This window comes from Micromonospora sonchi, assembly GCF_014646235.1.
GTDB lineage: Bacteria > Actinomycetota > Actinomycetes > Mycobacteriales > Micromonosporaceae > Micromonospora > Micromonospora sonchi.
In genome coordinates this window covers 29,318-48,726 of the sequence record NZ_BMNB01000036.1, presented here as the reverse complement: position 1 = coordinate 48,726, position 19,409 = coordinate 29,318, and the positions used below count along the sequence as shown (strand labels likewise).

Below are 19,409 nucleotides of genomic sequence, written 5' to 3'. Positions count from 1 at the left end.
CGGTTCCCGGTGCACAGTGAACGCATGAGCGACAGCGGACGTGGACGCTACTACTGGTGTACGCGACACCACCGGGTCGAGAGCGATGCCGACGTGTGCGCTGCACGGCACGTTCTCGGGCCGTACGCCTCGGTCGCCGACGCGGAGAACGCCCTGCAACAGGTGCGGGAGCGTAACGAAGCGTGGGAGGCCGAGGACGCCCGTTGGGCCGGGGATGAGGAATAGACGATGCGGGACGACTCCCGCGTCGAGAGCATCGCGTGCTTCCGCGAGGGCGGTGGCACGTCCCCAAGGAGGGAATCGAGATGGCCGAAGCACAGCAGGCCACCCCCCGCCCGGCCGCGAAGCGTACGCCCGCGAGGAAAACCGCCGCGACGGAACGTAGCGCGGGCGTAACGCGTACCCCGTCCACCCGCCGGGCCACCGGCACCGCGCCGGCAGCCCGGAGCACGCCCGCTGGTGCCGGGCGGACCCCGACGGCGAAGCGCACCGCGCCCGCGAAAAAGACCGCACCCGCGAAGAATTCGGCGGTGGCGAAGAAGTCGGCGGTGGTGAAGAAGACTGCGCCGGCGAGGAAGACCGCGCCCGCGAAGAAGTCGGCGGTGAAGAAGACCGTGCCTGCGAGGAAGTCGGCGGCGGTGAAGAAGACTGAGTCGGTGAAGAAGACCGCAGCCAAGGCACCCGCTCGTACAGCGGTCGCGGCGCGCAAGGCTGCTCCCGCCAAGAAGGCCACGGCCGCGACGAAGCAGATGCCCGCCCGGAAGACCACGGCGGCGGCCCGCAAGACCGCCGCGACCAAGACCGCCGCGACCAAGACCGCCGCGACCAAGACCACCGCGACCAAGGCGGCTGCGACAAAGGCGGCCGCGAAGAGGGCCACCGCGAAGAAGACGACGTCGACGCGACCCTCGGCCGGCGCGCGGAAGACGACGGCGCCGGCCCGTAAGGCGACGACCCGGGCGGGTACCACCGCGAAGACGACGGCGGCCAAGAAGACAACTGCGGCGAAGACAGCCGCGAAGACGACGGCGGCCAGAAAGGCCACCACCGAGGCGACCGCCCGGAAGAGTGGGCCTGCGGGGAAGGCGCCGGCGCGAAAGACGACCTCGGCGGCGAGCCGGGCACAAACCCGCAGGACTGCGGCGTAGCAGACCCGTGGCGGCGGCTCAGTCCGGCAGCGGTGATGAGCCGGCGAATGAGTGAGATCGGCAGTAGGCGGTGGCGACGAGGTGGGTCCTGGCCCGTGCCGGTGGATTGAGGGCCAGGTGACCCCGTCTCACCCAGCACCTGCGCACGAGATGCCGCAACTCGCGGTCTGCGCACGAGATGCCGCAACTCGCGGCCTCAGCGGGCCCGGACACCCCGGCATGCCGCAACTCGTGCCGCGCACCGGGCGGGATACCCCGACATGCCGCAACTCGTGCCCGCCCGATCGGCCCGAACACCCCGACATGCCGCAACTCGCGTCGCCCACCACCCTCGGGCAGAACCTGACCAGGCATGGAGCCCTCCCCGCCCATGGTTGGACTTTCTGGCGCCAACCGCCTTGATCGACGCCGAGCGCCGTTTCGCCGTAATGGCGGTGTCGCGACCGATCAGACACCGCCATACCGACGAAACGGAGTCGATCAAGGCGGTCGGCGTCCGACCACTGAGAGAGGCCCCAAACAGGACTGGGGGTGCTGCCGCGCGCCCTTGGCGCGTCGGCTGGCAGCGCCGTCGTCGTCGGCCATGCCACACCGGCGCGGCGCCATCCTCTGCCTTGCCCGCCTCGTCCCCATCGCCTGAGGCACCGGCCAGCCAGGCGGCCAACGCGCGGAACACCGCTCCCGCCAGGAAGGCACGGGATGTGGCGGGCTGCGATCGCCGTGCTCCTCGGCACCGTCGCGGTGAACGGCGACCGCACGACAGTGGCGACTTCGACCGGATGTTCCAGTTGCCGCGCGCAAGGCGACCGACAGACCCGCCGTACGCCCGGCGACCTCTGACCGGCACGATCCCGGTGGGTGCCGGGCGGACGGCGCGTTGGCCGGGTCGACCCGGCGGCCGGAACGGCAGCGGGGTTTGTCACAGCGCGGTTCGCTGCTGCTCAGCGGGCGGATTTGCGAGGATGGCGAGCATGGCATACGACGCGAGCGCCCTTCCCGACGTCTCCGGGCTGATTGTCGGCATCATCGGCGGCACCGGTGACCAGGGGCGAGGGCTCGCCTACAGGTTCGCCCGCGCCGGTCAGCGGGTGCTGATCGGCTCCCGCTCGGCGGAGCGGGCCGTCCAGTCGGCCGAGGAGATCGCCGCGCTGCCCGGCGTGCCGGCCGGCGGCGTGACCGGGGCGGACAACGACGAGGTGGCCCGGCGCAGCGACGTGGTGATCGTGGCGGTGCCCTGGGACGGGCACGCCGCCACCGTCAAGGCGCTCGCCGAGCCGCTCGCCGGAAAGATCGTCATCGACTGCGTCAACCCGCTCGGCTTCGACAAGCAGGGCCCGTACGCGCTGCCCGTGCCCGAGGGCAGCGCCGCCCAGCAGGCCGCCGCGCTGCTGCCCGACTCCCGTGTCTGCGCCGCGTTCAACCATGTCAGCGCGCCGCTACTGGCCGACCCGGAGATCGACCGGATCGAACTCGACGTGCTGATCTGCACCGAGGAACGGGAGTTGGTGGGGGTCGTCAGCGCGCTCGCCGCCCGCATTCCCGGCATGCGGGGCATCTACGCCGGACGGCTGCGCAACGCCCACCAGATCGAAGCGTTCACCGCCAACCTGATCGCCATCAACCGGCGCTACAAGGCCCACGCCGGCATCCGCGTCACCGACGTCTGACCCCGCTGCCTGCTGCCCGGTGCCGGTGCCGGTGGTCATGCAGCCGGTGCCCGGTGGCCGTGCCCGGTGGCTGTGCCGGCAGGGCGAGGAGCGGCAAAATGTCGTACGTGTGTTCTAACGTGGCGGCGTGTTGGAAGAGCTGGAGCGGGCCGAGGCGGCGATGCGGTCGTGCGTCGACGCCGCAGCCTGGGCCATGTCGGAGGGGCACCTCGTCGATGCCCTCGACATGGTGCACCGGCTGGAGCAGCGGCTCGCTGCGGTGAAGTTGACCCTCGTTCGTGAGCTGGACGGCCGTGGAGTGGCAGCGGCGCAGGGCGCCTCGTCCACTGCGGTCTGGCTCCGCGACCGGCTGCGGCTCGGTGTGCCGGCGGCTCGCCGTCTGGTCGAATTCGCCGGTGCGTTGGACGCCGGATCCGACCAGGTCCGGCTCGCCCTCGGCGGTGGCCAGCTCGACGAGGAGCAGGCCCGAGTGATCATCGACATCGTGGCGGAGGTGTCGCGGGAGGCGGGCACCGAGGCGGCCGAGCGGGCAGCTGGCCTCCTGGTGGAGTGGGCCGGGCAGTTCGATCCGAGGGTGCTGCGCCGCCTCGGCGCGCGCATCCTCGACCACGTGGCCCCGCAGGTCGCCGAGGCAGCCGCCGCCAGAGCCCTCGAAGCCGAGGCCGCCCGCGCCGCCCGGGAGCGACAACTCACCCTCTCCGATCTACGCGACGGCCGGACCCGACTGGCTGGCAGCCTCGACGCCGAGACCGCCGCGCTGCTGCGGGCCGCCATCGAGCCGCTGACCGCGCCCAGCGGGCCGGACGACTCGCGTTCGCCGGGGCAGCGCCGGCACGACGCGCTCGGTGACGTCTGTCGACTCGCCCTGCGCGCCGATGAGCTGCCCGAGCATGGCGGTGATGCCGCTCAGATCGTCGTCACCGCTGCGTACGACGTCCTCGCCGGCCGCCTCGGAGCGGGCACGTTGGACGGCGGCCAGACCCTGACGCCCGCGACGGTACGCCGACTGGCCTGCGACGCGGCGGTGCTGCCGGCCGTGCTCGGCGGCGCGGGCCAGGTGCTCGACGTGGGCCGGCAGCGCCGGCTCTTCACCGGGCCACTGCGCCGGGCACTGGTGCTGCGCGACGGCGGCTGCGCCTTCCCCGGCTGCGATCGCCCACCCCGTTGGTGCGAGGGCCACCACCTGCGGCACTGGTCCGACGGTGGCCCCACCAGCCTGGCCAACGCGGTGCTGCTCTGCCGTCATCACCACCGCCAGGTGCATCACCACGGCTGGCAGGTCCGGCTCGCCCCCGCCGACGGCCACCCGGAGTTCGTTCCGCCCCGCTGGCTCGATCCCGAGCAGCGTCCCCGTCGTAACCACCTGCACCGCGTCCCGGTGGCGCCTCCCGGCAGGGAGCCAGGCGTCCCTAATGCCCGCGCACTGCGCCGCACCGGCTCTCCGATGACGGCGCAACGACGAGCCGTGGGGCGTGGCCGGCGTGCCCGCCCCGGCGCGGCGGCGGCGAGCAGGGCCAGCGGGTCGCGATCGCCGGCCACGCGAATCCGCAAAGCCGGGTCCACCGGTGGCAGGCCGGCGACCCGCCCTCGACCGCCCTGACCCTCGCCGCCCACATTGCCGTGACGGTGGCGGTGGCGATGTGCGGTGGCGATGTGCGGTGGCGGTGGCGGTGGTGGCGATGGCGATGTGCGGTGCCGGCCTCCCCTTACGCGATGGGTGGATCGCGGTGGCGAGTCGGATCCCAAAGGCTGGTATTGGGGCTAGGCTCAGACTCATCGGTTTTCAGCGCGTCGATGGTTACCAGCCGCCGAGCTGGCCCGCGCAGCGAAGCCCGCAGCAGCTGCACCTCGATTTCGCCGTCGACAATGTCGATGAGGCCGAGGCCGAGGCCATGGTGCTGGCGCTGGGCGCTACCAAGGCCGACTTTCAGCCGGGCGGTGACCGATGGCGGGTCTACCTCGACCCCGCCGGGCATCCGTTCTGCCTGCTCAGGGGCTGATGTTGCCTGCGCGAGGGCTGCTGTCGCTGAGCATGGGCGGCGGTCCGTCGGGTGGCGGGCCGCCGCCGGAGCGTACTCAGAAAGTGTGTTCGGTGGCGGGGAACTGGCCGTCGCGGACCTCGTCGGCGAAGCGTCGGGTCGCCTCGCCCAGGGCGCCGGCCAGGTCGGCGTAGCGCTTCACGAAGCGCGGTGTGTTGCCGGCGCGTAGACCGGCCATGTCCTGCCAGACCAGCACCTGGGCGTCGGTCTCCGGGCCGGCGCCGATGCCCACCGTGGCGATCGTGAGTTCGGCGGTGATCCGCTTGGCGACCTCGCCGGGCACCATCTCCAGCACCACCGCGAACGCGCCCGCCTCGGCGACGGCGCGGGCGTCGGCGATCACCTCCTCGGCGGTGTCGCCGCGGCCCTGCACCCGGTAGCCGCCGAGGGTGTGCTCGCTCTGCGGGGTGAAGCCGATGTGCGCCATCACCGGGATGCCGGCGCCGACGATGGCGGCGATCTGGTCGGCGCAGCGCCGGCCGCCCTCCAGCTTGACGGCGTGGCAGCCGCCCTCCTTCATGAACCGGACGGCGGTGCGCAGCGCCTGGGTCGGCCCCTCCTCGTACGAGCCGAACGGCAGGTCACCGACGACGAGCGTGTGCCGGGTGGCCCGTACCACCGCCCGGACCAGGGGCAGCAGCTCCTCGGCGGTCACCGGCAGGGTCGTCTCGTAGCCGAAGACGTTGTTCGCCGCCGAGTCGCCGACCAGCAGCACCGGGATGCCGGCGTGGTCGAAGATCGCGGCCGTGTACTGGTCGTACGAGGTGAGCATGGCCCACTTCTCGCCGCGCTCCTTGGCGGCGATCAGATCGCGGGTACGGACCCGACGGGTGGCCGGGCCGCCGTAGAGGGCGGTCACCTCGGCCGGGGTGGATTCCACCATGACTGTCTATCTCCTTCCTCGAGGCCGCGTACGCGGTCCCCGGGCTCCACCGCGATCGTCGCACCGCTCGGGCGGACGGCGGCAGGGCGGAGTGCAGGATTTCACTCGGCGGATCCTCAGCCGTCCTCCCGCCACCGGTTGGTGATCGGCAGGCGCCGGTCCCGGCCGAACGCCTTCATGGAGATTTTCGCGCCCGGTGCGGACTGGCGGCGCTTGTACTCCGCGGTATCCACCATCCGCAGCACCTTGTCCACCACCGCCGGATCGTGGCCGGAGGCCACCAGGCCGTCGCGGCCCAGGTCGCCGTCGATGTAGCCGATCAGGACCGGATCGAGCACGTCGTAGTCGGGCAGCGTGTCGCTGTCGAGCTGACCCGGGCTCAGCTCGGCGCTGGGCGGCTTACCGATCGAGTTCTCCGGGATCGGTGGCGTTACGCCCGACCGGGCTGCCTCGGCGTTGCGCCACTTGGCGAGCCGCCAGACCAGCGTCTTCCAGACATCCTTGATCGGGTTGAAGCCACCGACCGAGTCGCCGTAGAGGGTCGAGTAGCCGACCGCCAGCTCACTCTTGTTGCCGGTGGTGAGCACCAGCGGCCCCTCCTGGTTTGACAGGGCCATCAGGATCACGCCGCGTACCCGGGCCTGAAGGTTCTCCACCGCCACCCCGGACAGTGACATGTTCGCCAGGAAGGCGTCCACCATCGGCTGGATCGGCTCGACCCGGTAGTCCAGCCCGGTGCGCTTGGCCAGCTCCGCCGCGTCGGCCCGGCTGTGCTCCGAGGAGTGCTGGCTGGGCATGGAGACGCCGATCACCCGGTCGGCGCCGAGCGCGTCCACCGCGATGGCCGCGACGACCGCCGAGTCGATGCCGCCGGAGAGCCCGAGCACCACCGACGGGAAGCGGTTCTTGTTGACGTAGTCGCGCAGCCCGAGCACCAGCGCCTGCCACACCTCCGCCTCGTCGGCGACCGGCTCGATGATCCCGCCGACGGCCGCCGGGCCGGACGGCGTCGACGGAAGGCCCTCGACCGTACGGCGAACCACTCGCAGCCCGTCGGCGACCTGCACGCCGTCCGCGGCGTTGCCGCCGTCGTCCGCCGTCGGCAGCTCCAGGTCGTGCACGAGCAGGTGCTCGACGAACTGCGGCGCCCGGGTCAGCAGTGTCCCGTCCGGCGCGACGATCATCGAGTCGCCCTCGAAGACCAGCTCGTCCTGGCCGCCGACCATGTTGACGTACGCGATGGTGGCCCCGGCCTCGGCGGCCCGGCGGCGGACCACTGGCAGCCGCAGGTCGTCCTTGTTCAGCTCGTACGGCGAGCCGTTGATGTTGACGACCAGCCCGACGCCGGCCTGCCGGGCCGCGGCGAACGGACCGCCGGCCTGCCACAGGTCCTCGCAGATGGTCAGCGCCACGTCCACCCCGCCGAGGCGGACCACGGTGAGCATGTCCCCGGGCACGAAGTAGCGGTCCTCGTCGAAGACGCCGTAGTTGGGCAGGTGATGCTTGAAGTAGGTGGCCACGATCTCGCCCCGGTGCAGCAGCGCGGCGGCGTTGCGCGCCCCTCGGCCGGGCTCGGCGTCCGGGCTGACCTGCGGCGGGCCGTCGGCGTCGAGGTAACCGACCACGACCGGCAGCTCGCCCAGCCCGTCGGCGGCGAGGTCGGCGGCGAGCCGGTCGAGCGCCGCCTTCGACGCGGCGACGAAGGACCGCCGGAAGACCAGGTCCTCCACCGGGTAGCCGGTCAGCGCCAGCTCCGGGAAGAGCACCAGCTGGGCGCCGGTGTCGGCGGCCCGGCGGGCCCAGGCGCGGACGAGCTCGGCGTTGCCGCTGAGGTCACCGACGCTGGGGTTGACCTGGCACAGAGCGAGACGCAGGGTGGGCATGTCCTCATCTTGCCCCAGCGGGGTGAGGCCGACACGTGGGCGCGGGCACACGTCCCGCGGGCCACCGCGGCTCGGGACTGCGCGGGGCGCGACGGCGGCGATGGACTGCGCGGGGCGCGACGGCGGCGATTCGCGTAACGTCTGCGTAACCGCACCGGTGGAGACTGGTCGGTCAGGTCGGGCAAGGCCCGGTCGAAGGCGGACCTTGAGTCGCGGAAGGTTGGGACAGTGGACCGTCAGCAGGAGTTCGTCCTCCGTACGCTGGAAGAGCGGGACATCCGCTTCGTCCGGCTCTGGTTCACCGACGTGCTCGGCACGCTCAAGAGCGTGTCCGTCGCCCCCGCCGAGCTGGAGTCCGCCTTCGACGAGGGCATCGGGTTCGACGGCTCGGCGATCGAGGGCTTCGCCCGGGTCTACGAGTCGGACATGGTGGCCATGCCTGACCCCACCACCTTCCAGGTCTTCCCCTTCGAGGGCGGGGTCAGCGGCGAGAGCGCCCGGATGTTCTGCGACATCCTGCTCCCCGACGGGGGCCCGGCCTGGGCCGACCCGCGACACGTGCTGCGCCGGTCGCTGTCCAAGGCGGCCGAGAAGGGCTTCACCTTCTACACCCACCCGGAGATCGAGTTCTTCCTGCTGGAGGACGGGCCGGCGGACGGCACGGTGCCGGTCCCGGTGGACACCGGCGGCTACTTCGAGCACACCACCCACTCGGTGGCCCGCGACTTCCGCCGGCAGGCGGTGCTCGCGCTGGAGCGGATCGGCATCTCGGTCGAGTACAGCCACCACGAGGTCGCCCCCGGCCAGCAGGAGATCGACCTGCGCTACGCCGATGCGCTGACCACCGCCGACAACATCATGACCTTCCGGCACGTGGTCAAGGAGGTGGCGCTCTCCACCGGCGTGCAGGCCACCTTCATGCCCAAGCCCTTCACCGACCAGCCGGGCAGCGGGATGCACACCCACCTGTCGCTCTTCGAGGGGGAACGCAACGCGTTCCACGACGCAGGCGACCCGATGAAGCTGTCCAAGGTGGCCCGGGCGTTCATCGCCGGTCTGCTCACCCACGCCCGCGAGTACACCGCGGTCACCAACCAGTGGGTGAACTCGTACAAGCGCCTGTTCCCGCAGGCGCTGCCGGACCGGGTCACCGAGAGTCCCGCGTACGTCTGCTGGGGTCACCTGAACCGCTCCGCGCTGGTCCGCGTCCCGGCGTACGGCAAGCCGAACTCGGCCCGGGTGGAGATCCGCTCGCCCGACTCGGCCGCCAACCCGTATCTGGCCTTCGCGGTGCTGCTCGGCGCCGGGCTGAAGGGCATCGAGGAGGGGTACGAGCTGCCGCCCGGCGCCGAGGACGACGTGTGGTCACTGACCAGCGGCGAGCGGCGGGCGATGGGGTACGAGCCGTTGCCGGAGAACCTCGCCGAGGCGATCGACGTGATGGCCGGTTCCGAGCTGGTCGCCGAGGTGCTCGGCGAGCACGTCTTCGACTTCTTCCTGCGCAACAAGCGCGCCGAGTGGGAGCAGTACCGCCGCCAGGTCACCCCGTACGAGCGCCAGCACTACCTGTCGCTGTAGTAGGCCGCCGGTCGGCCCGGCGTTGCGCCTGGCCGCTATCGTCTCGATCACCGTGCCGGCGTCCGCCGGCCGGGGCGGTCGACGACGGTCGGGGAGGCAGTCGGTGCTGGAGGACCTGCTCAGCGGAGCCTGGCAGAGCGTCGTGTTCGGAGTCGTCGGGGTCGGCCTGATGGCCGCCGGGTTCGTGCTGGTCGACCTGCTCACGCCCGGCAAGCTGCGAGACCTGATCTGGGTACGCCGCAACGCCAACGCGGGCCTGCTGCTCGCCGCCAACCAGCTCGGGGTCGCCGCGATCGTGTTCACCGCGATCCTGACCAGTTACCACGACTTCGTGAAGGGACTGGCCTCGACCGTCCTGTTCGGGCTGATCGGCCTGGGCATCATGGCGCTGGCCTTCTTCGTGCTGGACCTGCTCACCCCGGGCCGGCTCGGCGAGGTCTTCGGCTCCGACGAGCCGCACCCGGCGGCCCGGGTCAGCGCCGCCACCCACTTCGGCGCCGCCCTCATCGTCTGCGCCTGCATCGCCTGACGGCGCGGTCAGCGGACGGCGGGGGCGACGGTCAGCGTGCCGGCGGCGGCGTCGAGGGTGGCCAGGGTGCCCACCGGGACGGTGAGCTGGCCGGGGCCGTGACCGATCGGCAGACCGCCGAGCACCGGCACACCCAGGTCGCCGAGCCGCTCGGTGAGTACGTCGGCGACCCCCACCGGCCAACCGTCCGAGCAGTCGCTGAACTGGCCGACCGCCACCCCGGCCAGCCCGTCCAGCGCACCGGCGCGGCGCAGCTGGGTCAGCATCCGATCGATCTTGTACGGCGGCTCCTGCACGTCCTCGAGCAGCAGCACCGCCCCGGTCAGGTCGGGCATGTCCGGGGTGCCGAGCGAGGCCACGACCAGACAGAGGTTGCCGCCGAGCAGCCGACCGACGGCCCGCCCCGGCACGCGTACGCCGAAGGTCTCCTCGGCCGGCACGGCGGCGACGGTGACCGGTTCGGTGGTGGTCAGCGCCGCGTGCAGCGACTCCGCCGAGGCCAGCGGGGTCCGCTCGTCCCGCCAGGCCGCTCCGGGTCCGTGCACCCCGGCCAGCCGGGCGCCGCGCCACAGCGCCAGTTGCAGCGCGGTGATGTCGGAGAAGCCGGCCACCACCTTCGGGTCGCGGCGGACCGCTGCCATGTCGATGGCGTCCACCACCCGCTGCGCGCCGTAACCGCCCCGGGTGCAGATCACCCCGCGTACCTCGGGGTCGGCGAAGGCGGTGTTGAGGTCGGCCGCCCGCAGCGCGTCGGGGCCGGCCAGGTAGCCGTGGCGGGCGTACACGTTCGGTGCCAGCACCGGCCGTAGCCCCCAGCCGGTGAGCAGTTCGATGCCCCGGGCCACCCGTTCCGGGCGGGTCGGCCCCGAGGGCGAGACCAGCATCACCGTGTCGCCCGGACGCAGCGCCGGTGGGCGGAGCACGTGGTCGGGGGCGGTGTGGTCGGACACAGCGCAAGAGCCTAGTCCCGCGCACCGCTGCCGTCGGCGGGACCGGATAGCCTCGACGGCGTGGCAACCGCGTTGGTGATCGAGAACGACCCGGACGACGACGTACGCCGGTTGGGTGAGTGGCTGACCGAAGCCGGCCTCGACCTGTCGGTGACCCGTCCGCACGCGGGCGACGAACTTCCCGCCGACCTCGACGGGTACGCCGCGCTGGTGGTGCTCGGCGGCGACCGGCAGGCGTACCCGCGCCCCGACGGATCGCCCGGGGCGCCGTGGTTCCCGGCCGTGGAGGGGCTGCTGCGCAAGGCGGTCCGGCACCGCACGCCGACGCTGGGCATCTGCCTCGGGGCGCAACTGCTCGCCACCGCGCACGCCGGCACGGTCGAGCGCAGCCCGTCCGGGCCGGAGGTCGGGCCCGCCGTGGTCGGCCGGCGCGACGCCGCCGAGAACGATCTGCTCTTCCGGTACGTGCCGCTGATCCCGGACGTCCTCCAGTGGCACGCCGACGAGATCACCGAACTGCCCGCCGGGGCCACCCTGCTGGCCGCCTCCTCCCGCTACCCGCACCAGGCGTTCCGCCTCGGCGACCGGGCCTGGGGCCTGCAGTTCCACATCGAGTGCGACCCGGCGATGATCGTCGACTGGGCCACCGACTCGGCACTGCTGGCCGAGCTGGGCTACGACCCGCAGTTGGTGGTCGCCGCCTGCCACGCGGTGCTGGCCGACATCGAGGACGTGTGGCAGCCGTTCGCCGCCCGGTTCGCCGCACTCGCCCTGGGCGAGCTGGACGACGCCGCGCCGCGCCGCAGCCTGCCGCTGCTCGGGCAGTGATGGGCCGGCCGACCAGCGGCCGGCTGGCCCGCTACGGCTTCGGCATCCGCGCCGACGACGGCGGCGCCCGGGCCGCCGACCTGCTCGGCCCCGACGGGCTCGGCCTGTGGCGCCCACAGCCGCAGGAACCCACCGACGAGCGAGCCGGGGAGCTGCTCACCGCGCTGTCCCGGGCCGCCGACCCGGATCTGGCGCTGCGCCAGCTGCACCGGCTCGTCGAGGCCGAGCGGCGGGCCGAAGCCGGCGCGAACGGTGGCGCCGGGGCGGGTGGTGGCGCCACAGCGGGTGGTGGCACCGGGGCGGGCGGTTCGGCGGGCACGGGCGGCACGGCGACCGGTGACTCCGCCGGGATCGGCGCGGGCTCCGCGCTGCTCGCCGCCCTGGCCGACGATCCGGGGCTGCGCCGGCGGCTGATTGCCGTGCTGGGCGCCTCTTCCGCGCTGGGGGACCATCTCGTCGCCAACCCCGACCAGTGGCCGATGCTGCGCACCGGACCGGACGGGCTCGCCCCGGTCGCCGACGGACGGCTCGACCCGGGGTGGGCGTCGGCGGCACCGCCGAACCGCGCCACGGTTTCCGGGCCGAACCGCGCCACGGCTTCCGGGCCGGGTCGGGCTGGTGCCGGCAGTCCCATCGCCGCGCTGCGCCGCGCGTACCGGCTGGCGCTGCTGCGCATCGCGGCGGCGGACCTGACCGGCGGGCGCAGCCTGGAACAGACCATGGTTGCGCTCTCCACGCTGGCCGACGCCACCCTCTCGGCCGCGTACGCGATCGCCGTCGGCGAGCTGCCCGAGGGCACCCGGCGCCCTCGGCTCGCGGTGGTGGCGATGGGCAAGTGCGGCGGCGGCGAGCTGAACTACGTCTCCGACGTCGACGTGATCTTCGTGGCCGCCGAGGACGACGACCTGACCACCGCCACCACCGTGGCCACCCGACTGATCCACATCTGTGGCCTGGTTGCCTGGCCGGTCGACGCGGCACTGCGCCCGGAGGGCAACCGGGGCCCGCTGGTGCGTACGCTCGCCAGCCACCTGGCGTACTACCGGCGGTGGGCGCGTACCTGGGAGTTCCAGGCCCTGCTCAAGGCCCGCCCGGCCGCCGGCGACCTGGCGCTGGGCCGGGAGTGGATCGACGCCCTGGCACCCCTGCTCTGGCAGGCGGCCGAGCGCCCGGAGGCGGTCGAGGACGTCCGGGCCATGCGGCGGAAAATCATCGACAACATCCCGCCGAAGGAGCTGGAACGCGAGATCAAACGCGGCCCGGGCGGGCTGCGCGACATCGAGTTCGCGGTGCAGCTGCTGCAACTGGTGCACGGGCGCGGCGACGAGTCGCTGCGCGCCCCCGGCACCATTCCGGCCCTACGGGCGCTGGTCACCGGCGGCTACGTCGGCCGGGCCGACGGGGAGGCGCTGCTGAACGGCTACCGCTTCCTGCGCGGCGTCGAGCACCGCCTGCAACTACAGGGCCTGCGGCGTACCCACACCGTGCCGGCCGAACCGGGGGCGCTGCGCTGGCTCGCCGCCGCGCTCGGCTACACCGCCACCCCGGGGCGCAGCGCCGTCGAGGAGTTCCGCGCCGAGTGGGTCACCCACGCCACCGAGGTACGCCGACTGCACGCCAAACTGCTCTACCGGCCGCTGCTGGAGTCGGTGGCCCGGGTGCCGGCCGACGGGTTGCGGCTGACCCCGGAGGCGGCAAGCAACCGGCTGGAGATTCTCGGCTTCGCCGACCCGGCCGGGGCGCTGCGTCACCTCCAGGCCCTCACCGGCGGAGTGAGCCGCACCGCGGCAATCCAGCGCACCCTGCTGCCGGTGCTGCTCAGCGAGTTCGCCGACGCCCCCGAACCGGACCGTGGCCTGCTGAGCTACCGCCAGGTTTCCGACTCCCTCGGCCGCAGCCCCTGGTATCTCCGGCTGCTGCGCGACTCCGGGCCGGTGGCCCGCCGGCTGGCCCGGGTGCTCTCCTCCTCCCGCTACGTCAGCGACCTGCTGGCCCGCGAGCCGGAGGCGCTGCGCCTGCTGGCCGACGAGAGCGAGCTGAGGCCCCGGCCGCGCGAGGTGCTCTGCGACGGTTTCGCCGCCGCCGCGACCCGGCACGCCGACGACCCGGTCGAGGCCATCCGGGCGGTACGCGCGCTGCGCCGGCGGGAACTGCTCCGCCTCGCCTGCGCCGACGTGCTCAGCCGCGCCGGGTCGCTCGCTCCGTCGCGTCCGGACGGTGACCGCGCCACACCCGGCCTGGCCGACATCACGGCGGTCGGCTCCGCACTGGCCGCCGTCACCGACGCCACCCTCGCCGCCGCGCTGCGCGCCGCGCGGGCCGCCCGGCCGGCCATGCCGGAACTGGAGTTCGCGGTGATCGGGATGGGCCGGCTCGGCGGCTACGAGTCCAACTACCTTTCCGACGCCGACGTGCTCTTCGTCTACCAGCCGTTGGAAGGTGCCAGCGAGCGCGCGGCCAGCACCGCCGCCCAGGCCATCGCGGAGGAACTGCGCCGGCTGCTCGGCATGCCCGCCCCCGATCCGGCGCTCGGCGTCGACGCCGACCTGCGTCCCGAGGGCCGGGAGGGTCCACTGGTCCGCAGCCTCGGCGCGTACCGGCAGTACTACGCCCGCTGGTCTCGGGTGTGGGAGGCTCAGGCCCTGCTGCGGGCCCGCTACGTCTGCGGCGACGCCGAGCTGGGCACCCGCTTCGAGCAGCTGGTCGATCCGGTCCGGTACCCGGCCGACGGGCTGACCCGCGAGCAGGTCGTCGAGATCCGCCGGATCAAGGCGCGGGTGGAGACCGAACGGCTGCCCCGGGGCGCCGACCCGGCCACCCACACCAAACTGGGCCGGGGCGGCCTGGCCGACGTGGAGTGGGCGGTGCAGCTGCTCCAGCTGCGGCACGCGGGGGCGTACCCGCAGCTGCGCGGTACGCGTACCCTCGACGCGCTCACCGCCGCCCGGGACGCGGGCCTGGTGGACCCGGCGGACGCCGAGGCGATGGCGGCCGGCTGGACCCTCGCGGCACAGGTCCGCAACGCGCTGATGCTGATCCGGGGCCGCGCCGGCGACCAACTGCCCCGGCACGGCGTGGAGCTGGCCGGCGTGGCCCGGCTGCTCGGCGGCGACGACCCGGGCGAGTTCCTCGACGAGTACCTGCGCACCGGCCGCCGCTCCCGCGCCGCCACCCAACGCCTGCTGGAGATGTAAGGAAGGGCGGGCGGGTTCAGCTGCCGAGGGTGTACGTCCCGGCGCGCGGGACGATCACCGTCGTCCAGTCACCGGCGGCGGAGACCGTCGCGCCACCGGAGGCGGTCAGCCAGCGGCTGTGCCGGATGCGGACCGGCACCGGGCCGGGGCGGGAGGCGCGGAAGGTGATCGAAGCGCCGTCGGCGCGGAGCAACTCGCCGGGCGGCCCGACCAGTGGCCTCGGCTCGGTTACCGCGTACAGTCGCCACCGCCGCTCCGACCACACCTCCGTCAGGTACGGCAGACCCGCCACGACCAGCTCGGCCTCGGCCCGGCCGACCCAGGACAGCGGCGCGTCGGGCACCGCGACGTACTGCACCGCGTTCTCGTCCAGCCAGCTCCGGTAGCTCTCCGCGGTCAGCGGCACGCCGGTGCCGGCGGCGCCGGGCACGGTGGTGAAGAACAGCGGGTTGCGGCCGATGTCGGCCTGCCGTAGCCAGCCCCGGGCCAGCGGCAGGTCGCCGAGCCGGGCGGCCTCCCAGTAGTTGCGGGTTGGCGGCACCTCCAGCCGGCCGATCAGCCCGCGGCGGTCCAACTCGGCGCGCAGCGGGGCGAAGTAGCCGGGATCGCTGGTCGGATCGCCGATGCCGCGCAGGTCGGCGGGCACCACCGGCGGCTGCCACCAGCAGACCGCCGCCAGCAGCGCGGCCAGCGCGCCCGCCGCCACCCCCCGCCGGGCCGGCCGCGCCGGCCAGGTGGGGCGGTGAGCTGCGGCGGCCAGGAGCGGCAGCGCGAACATGGCCGCCAGCCGGGTGGCGTTCAGTCCGACCGGGGTGTGCACCAACGCCGCCGCGACCACCCCGCCCGCTGCCAGCAGCGCGCCGATCCGCACCGGGCGGTAGCCGACCAGCGCCGCCACCAGCAGGGCGGTCGCCGTGGCCCGGACCGTGTCGGTGCGGCTGATGTTCATCCAGCCACCGTCACCGAAGAGCACCGCCGTGGCGCCCAGCGGCAGGGCCGCCGCCACCGCGAGGGTCAGCCCGTCGGCGTAGCGGCGGGACAGCAGCAGCGCCACCCCCGCCAGACCGACGAAGAGACCGGCCACCGGGCTGGTCGCGGAGGCGAGCAGCGCTCCGGCCCCGGCCAGCGCCAGCCGCGCCCAGCCGCTTGCAGGCCGGGGGCACCAGGTGAGGGCGAGCAGAGCGGCGAGGCCGAAGGCCACCCCGAGGCCGTACGTCACCCGGCCGGCAACCAGGTTGCCGGCGATGGTGGCCACCCCGACCAGGCTGCCGAGCAGCGGGCGGGGCACCCGGGTACGCGCCAGCAGCGCGGCGAACGCGGTCGCCGCCGCGACCAGGGCCAGCACACCGGTGAGGCGTACCCCGAGCAGGGCCATCACCGGCTGGGCGAGGAGGCTGTAGCCGAACTGCTGGACCCCGCCGTACCAACGCAGGTCGATCGGGGCCGGGCCGTGCGCGGCGAAGAAGTCGGCCCGGGCCACCTGCGCCGCCAGGTCCGAACCCATCACCGGCAGGATGAGGTACGCCACACCGAGCGCCCCGGCGAACGCGGCAGCCAGCATCACCACCCGACTGCCCCGCATGCCCACCTCCGTACCGCGATCACGGTACTGGCAGCATGACGGGCGTGCCCCATCACCTCGTGCGCTGGATCGGATTTGCCGGCTCGATCATGCTCGCCGTGGCCGCGTTCCTCGGCGGTGCCCTGCCCAACGCGGATCTGCGACCCACCCCGCTGAAGATCTGGCAGGGCACGAACGGTCCGGCGATCATCGGGTTGTGGCTGTTCGGCACCGCCGCCATGGCGGTCGCCTGGTGGGTGCTGCGCGACCGGGTGCCGTCGGTCCGGTGGGCCCTGACCACCGCCGGGCTGTGGCTGCTGCCGTTCCTGGTCACGCCGCCGCTGGGCAGCCGGGACGCCTACGCGTACGCCTGCCAGGGCGCCAGCTACTCCAACGGCATCAACCCGTACGAGCACGGGGTCTCCACCCTGCCCTGCCCCTGGCTGGACACCATGTCGTACATCTGGCGGGACACCCCGGCGCCGTACGGGCCGCTGTTCGTGGTGATCTCCGGTGCGGTGGTCGCCGCGACCGGCTCGCTGCTCGGCAGCATCGCGCTGTTCCGGGTGCTCGCGGTAGCCGGCGTGGTGCTGACCGCGGCCTGCCTGCCGGTGCTGGCCCGGCGTTGCGGCGTACCGGTCGAGCGGGCGCTCTGGCTGGCCCTGGCCAGCCCGATCGTGGGGGTGCACCTGATCTCCGGGGTGCACAACGACGCGCTGATGGTCGGGCTGCTGGTGGCCGGGCTGGCCGTGGTGGTCAGCCGGCCGGGCCGTCGCTGGCCGCTGCTGGCCGGCGGGGTGGTGCTCGGCCTGGCCGCCGGAATCAAGGTGACCGCCCTGGTGGTGGTCCCGTTCGCGGCGCTCGCCGCGATCGCCGGCGGGTTCTCCCTGCGCGGGCTGCTGCGCGACGGTACGCCGGTGGTCGGCGGGGCGGTGGCCACGCTGCTCGGGGTGACTGCCGCCGCCGGGCTGAACTTCGGCTGGATCACCGGGCTGTCCCACGGCAACGAGGTGATCGCCTGGACCTCGCCGCCGACCGCCGTCGGGCAGACCATCGGCTACCTGCTGCTGCCGTTCGGTCTGCACGTCGACGCGCTGCCGGTGACCCGTGGGATCGCCGTGGTGGTGCTGGCGGCGCTGCTGGTGTGGCTGTGGTTCCGGGCCCGCCACCGGGAGCCGCTGTGGCACGCCGGGCTGGCGCTGACCGCGACGGTGGCGCTGGCTCCGCTGTTCCACCCGTGGTACTGGTTCTGGCCGCTGGCCGTGCTCGCCGCCACGGCCCACCGCACCTGGTGGTTCAGCGCGGTGGCGGTGTTCTCCGCCTTCCACGTGCTGGCCGACGGCACCGGGCTGCCCCGGTACACCAAGACGGTCGGTGCGCCGCTGATGACGCTGTTCGTGATCGTGGTGGCGGTTCGCTTGGTACGGTCGGCTCGGGCGGCCCGCCGCCCGGTTCCCGCCGACTGAGGACGGTGCGGGCTGCTCGCCGCCCGGATTTCGCCGACTGAGGAGAGGTCCGCCGGTGGCCGACCCCGGCGCCCCCCGCTCCGGCCCGGCCTCCGCCACCGGCCGTGACGCCCGGTCGGCCACCGGTCCCGATGCCCGGTCGGCCACCGGCCGTTACCGGATCGTCCGCTGGCTTGGGCTGGCCGGAGCGCTGCCGCTGACCACCGCAGGTTTCCTGGGCGGTGCGCTACCGGACGAGAGGTCCACCACCCGAGTCTGGGACTCCGGCGACGGCCCACTGACCGTGGTGCTCTGGCTGGCGGGCACCGCCGCCATGGTCTGGGCCTGGTGGGCGTTGCGCGACGGGGCACCGTCGACCCGGTGGGCGTACGTCACCGCCGGGCTGTGGTCACTGCCCCTGCTGTTCAGCGCGCCGCTGGGCAGTCGGGACGTCTACTCGTACGCCTGTCAGGGCTGGGTGTACGCCGACGGTGGCGATCCGTACGTCACCGGGGTGGCTGCGGCCGGCTGCCCCTGGCTGACGGCGGTCGCGCCGGTCTGGCGGGACACCCCGGCGCCGTACGGACCGTTCTTCGTGCTGCTCGCCGCGCTGGCCGTGGTGCTCGGCGGCGGCCTGGTCGGCACGGTGGTGCTGCTGCGGGTGCTGGCGGTGGCCGGGCTGTTGGCGGCGGCGGCCTGCCTGCCCGGTCTGGCCCGGGCGGCCGGTGTGCCGGCCCGGCGGGCGACTTGGCTGCTGCTGGCCTGCCCGCTGGTGGGCGTGCACCTGGTGGCCGGGGCGCACAACGACGCGGTGATGCTCGGCCTGCTCCTGCCCGCCCTGCTGATCCTGGTCCGGCGACCGAGCCAATTGGTCGCGGTGCCGCAGGTGGGGTCAGGGGTGCTGCTCGGGCTGGCGGTGTCGGTGAAGGCCACCGCCGTGGTGGTGCTGCCGTTCGCGGCACTGGCCGCCGTGCGTGGCCGGTACACCTGGCCGGCGTTGCTGCGCGACGGTGGTCCGCTCGCCGTCGGGGTGCTCGGTGGGCTGCTGGTGCCCTCGCTGCTGTCCGGTCTCGGGCCGGGTTGGCTCGCCGGGCTGGTCCGCAGCGGCGACACCGTGCAGTGGACGTCGCCGCCCACCGCCGTCGGCATGGTCGTCGACTACGCCGGCGAGCTGGTCGGCCGACAGCCCGACGCGGTGCGAATGGCGCGCACCGTCGGTCTGGTGCTGCTGGCCGCGTTGCTGGTGCTCCTCTGGTGGCGGACCTGGTCCGCGCTACGCGCCCGCGAAAAATCGTCGATCATGAGGTTGGCGGATGGGAAAGCGCTGCCCGATAGCCTCATGATCAACATACCGGGGGTGCAGGCGGGGCTCGTCGGTGCGGGGGTGGCGCTGGCCGCCACGGTGGTGCTGGCGCCGGTGTTCCACCCCTGGTACGCGACCTGGCCGCTGGCCGTGCTCGCCGTGTCGGCGAACCGGGCCGGCTGGTTCGTGCTCCCGTGTGCGGCGGCGTCCTTCCTCGCCCTGCCGGACGGCACCAACGTGGCCCGGCTGGTGAAGGCACCCGGCGCGGTGGCGATGACCGTGCTGGTGATCGCCGCCGTCCTCTGGGCCCTGCGCCGCCTCCGCTGCCCGCCCACCGGGTGGGCCTCCGATCGTTGACGGCTCAGCTGCTGCTGCCCCGGCGTGTCGTGCAGTTGGGCCGC

General features: G+C 73.7%; 15 protein-coding genes. 11 read left to right on the top strand and 4 right to left on the bottom strand.

From position 1 onward, the window contains the following. Positions 1–24: 24 nt before the first annotated feature. From IEY61_RS26960 to IEY61_RS26940, 5 genes are all read left to right on the top strand, one after another. On the top strand, positions 25–225 hold the full coding sequence (locus IEY61_RS26960; RefSeq protein ID WP_229706471.1) for a hypothetical protein: 201 nt from the start codon (positions 25–27) through the stop codon (positions 223–225). 305 nt (positions 226–530) lie between these two features. Continuing rightward, positions 531–1,148, top strand: coding sequence for a hypothetical protein (locus tag IEY61_RS31890; RefSeq protein WP_268240694.1), 618 nt, complete (start codon positions 531–533; stop codon positions 1,146–1,148). A gap of 971 nt (positions 1,149–2,119) precedes the next feature. Further along, positions 2,120–2,815: an NADPH-dependent F420 reductase gene (npdG, locus tag IEY61_RS26950; RefSeq protein ID WP_189049283.1), complete on the top strand. Its 696-nt coding sequence runs from the start codon at positions 2,120–2,122 to the stop codon at positions 2,813–2,815. Positions 2,816–2,942: 127 nt separating this feature from the next. Beyond that, positions 2,943–4,415 carry an HNH endonuclease signature motif containing protein gene (locus IEY61_RS26945; protein WP_189049281.1) on the top strand — a complete coding sequence of 491 codons (1,473 nt, stop codon included), beginning with the start codon at positions 2,943–2,945 and terminating at the stop codon, positions 4,413–4,415. A gap of 58 nt (positions 4,416–4,473) precedes the next feature. Further along, positions 4,474–4,815, top strand: a complete 342-nt coding sequence (locus IEY61_RS26940) for a VOC family protein (protein WP_229706470.1) — start codon at positions 4,474–4,476, stop codon at positions 4,813–4,815. A 76-nt stretch (positions 4,816–4,891) separates the two neighbouring features. Here IEY61_RS26940 and panB read toward each other — a convergent pair whose 3' ends face one another. Both panB and IEY61_RS26930 read right to left on the bottom strand, forming a co-directional pair. Continuing rightward, positions 4,892–5,737 (bottom strand): 3-methyl-2-oxobutanoate hydroxymethyltransferase, encoded by an 846-nt coding sequence (gene panB / locus IEY61_RS26935; protein ID WP_189049279.1) that lies wholly within the window; start codon positions 5,735–5,737, stop codon positions 4,892–4,894. Positions 5,738–5,853: 116 nt separating this feature from the next. After that, positions 5,854–7,620: an NAD+ synthase gene (locus tag IEY61_RS26930; RefSeq protein ID WP_189049277.1), complete on the bottom strand. Its 1,767-nt coding sequence runs from the start codon at positions 7,618–7,620 to the stop codon at positions 5,854–5,856. Between the two features lie 228 nt (positions 7,621–7,848). On the opposite strand from IEY61_RS26930, the gene glnA reads away from it, so the two are divergent. Together glnA and IEY61_RS26920 are read left to right on the top strand one after the other, a co-directional pair. Further along, on the top strand, positions 7,849–9,198 hold the full coding sequence (glnA, locus tag IEY61_RS26925) for a type I glutamate--ammonia ligase (protein ID WP_189049275.1): 1,350 nt from the start codon (positions 7,849–7,851) through the stop codon (positions 9,196–9,198). A 103-nt stretch (positions 9,199–9,301) separates the two neighbouring features. Continuing rightward, positions 9,302–9,727 carry a DUF350 domain-containing protein gene (locus IEY61_RS26920; RefSeq protein WP_189049273.1) on the top strand — a complete coding sequence of 142 codons (426 nt, stop codon included), beginning with the start codon at positions 9,302–9,304 and terminating at the stop codon, positions 9,725–9,727. An 8-nt stretch (positions 9,728–9,735) separates the two neighbouring features. On the opposite strand, the gene IEY61_RS26915 is transcribed toward IEY61_RS26920, so the two are convergent. Next, positions 9,736–10,611 (bottom strand): S66 peptidase family protein, encoded by an 876-nt coding sequence (locus IEY61_RS26915; RefSeq protein WP_189049309.1) that lies wholly within the window; start codon positions 10,609–10,611, stop codon positions 9,736–9,738. Between the two features lie 126 nt (positions 10,612–10,737). Here IEY61_RS26915 and IEY61_RS26910 point away from each other — a divergent pair, with 126 nt between their 5' ends. Together IEY61_RS26910 and IEY61_RS26905 are read left to right on the top strand one after the other, a co-directional pair. Then, a complete protein-coding gene (locus tag IEY61_RS26910; RefSeq protein ID WP_189049271.1) occupies positions 10,738–11,505 on the top strand; it encodes a type 1 glutamine amidotransferase in 768 nt (255 codons plus the stop codon). Beyond that, positions 11,505–14,699 (top strand): bifunctional [glutamine synthetase] adenylyltransferase/[glutamine synthetase]-adenylyl-L-tyrosine phosphorylase, encoded by a 3,195-nt coding sequence (locus IEY61_RS26905; protein ID WP_189049269.1) that lies wholly within the window; start codon positions 11,505–11,507, stop codon positions 14,697–14,699. Before IEY61_RS26910 ends, IEY61_RS26905 begins: the two co-directional genes overlap by 1 nt. Positions 14,700–14,715: 16 nt before the next feature. On the opposite strand, the gene IEY61_RS26900 is transcribed toward IEY61_RS26905, so the two are convergent. After that, positions 14,716–16,281 (bottom strand): hypothetical protein, encoded by a 1,566-nt coding sequence (locus IEY61_RS26900; RefSeq protein ID WP_189049267.1) that lies wholly within the window; start codon positions 16,279–16,281, stop codon positions 14,716–14,718. Positions 16,282–16,325: 44 nt separating this feature from the next. On the opposite strand from IEY61_RS26900, the gene mptB (IEY61_RS26895) reads away from it, so the two are divergent. Beyond that, positions 16,326–17,726: a polyprenol phosphomannose-dependent alpha 1,6 mannosyltransferase MptB gene (mptB, locus tag IEY61_RS26895; RefSeq protein ID WP_189049265.1), complete on the top strand. Its 1,401-nt coding sequence runs from the start codon at positions 16,326–16,328 to the stop codon at positions 17,724–17,726. A gap of 55 nt (positions 17,727–17,781) precedes the next feature. Beyond that, complete coding sequence (mptB, locus tag IEY61_RS26890) at positions 17,782–19,365, top strand: polyprenol phosphomannose-dependent alpha 1,6 mannosyltransferase MptB (protein WP_189049263.1); 1,584 nt, start codon at positions 17,782–17,784, stop codon at positions 19,363–19,365. Positions 19,366–19,409: the final 44 nt, after the last annotated feature.

Bases quoted from the DNA above. Each gene is read 5' to 3' on its own strand.
- IEY61_RS26960 (WP_229706471.1), top strand. From the start codon at position 25: ATGAGCGACAGCGGACGTGGACGCTACTACTGGTGTACGCGACACCAC.
- npdG (WP_189049283.1), top strand. From the start codon at position 2,120: ATGGCATACGACGCGAGCGCCCTTCCCGACGTCTCCGGGCTGATTGTC.
- panB (WP_189049279.1), bottom strand. From the start codon at position 5,737: ATGGTGGAATCCACCCCGGCCGAGGTGACCGCCCTCTACGGCGGCCCG.
- IEY61_RS26930 (WP_189049277.1), bottom strand. From the start codon at position 7,620: ATGCCCACCCTGCGTCTCGCTCTGTGCCAGGTCAACCCCAGCGTCGGT.
- IEY61_RS26915 (WP_189049309.1), bottom strand. From the start codon at position 10,611: ATGCTGGTCTCGCCCTCGGGGCCGACCCGCCCGGAACGGGTGGCCCGG.
- IEY61_RS26905 (WP_189049269.1), top strand. From the start codon at position 11,505: ATGGGCCGGCCGACCAGCGGCCGGCTGGCCCGCTACGGCTTCGGCATC.
- IEY61_RS26900 (WP_189049267.1), bottom strand. From the start codon at position 16,281: ATGCGGGGCAGTCGGGTGGTGATGCTGGCTGCCGCGTTCGCCGGGGCG.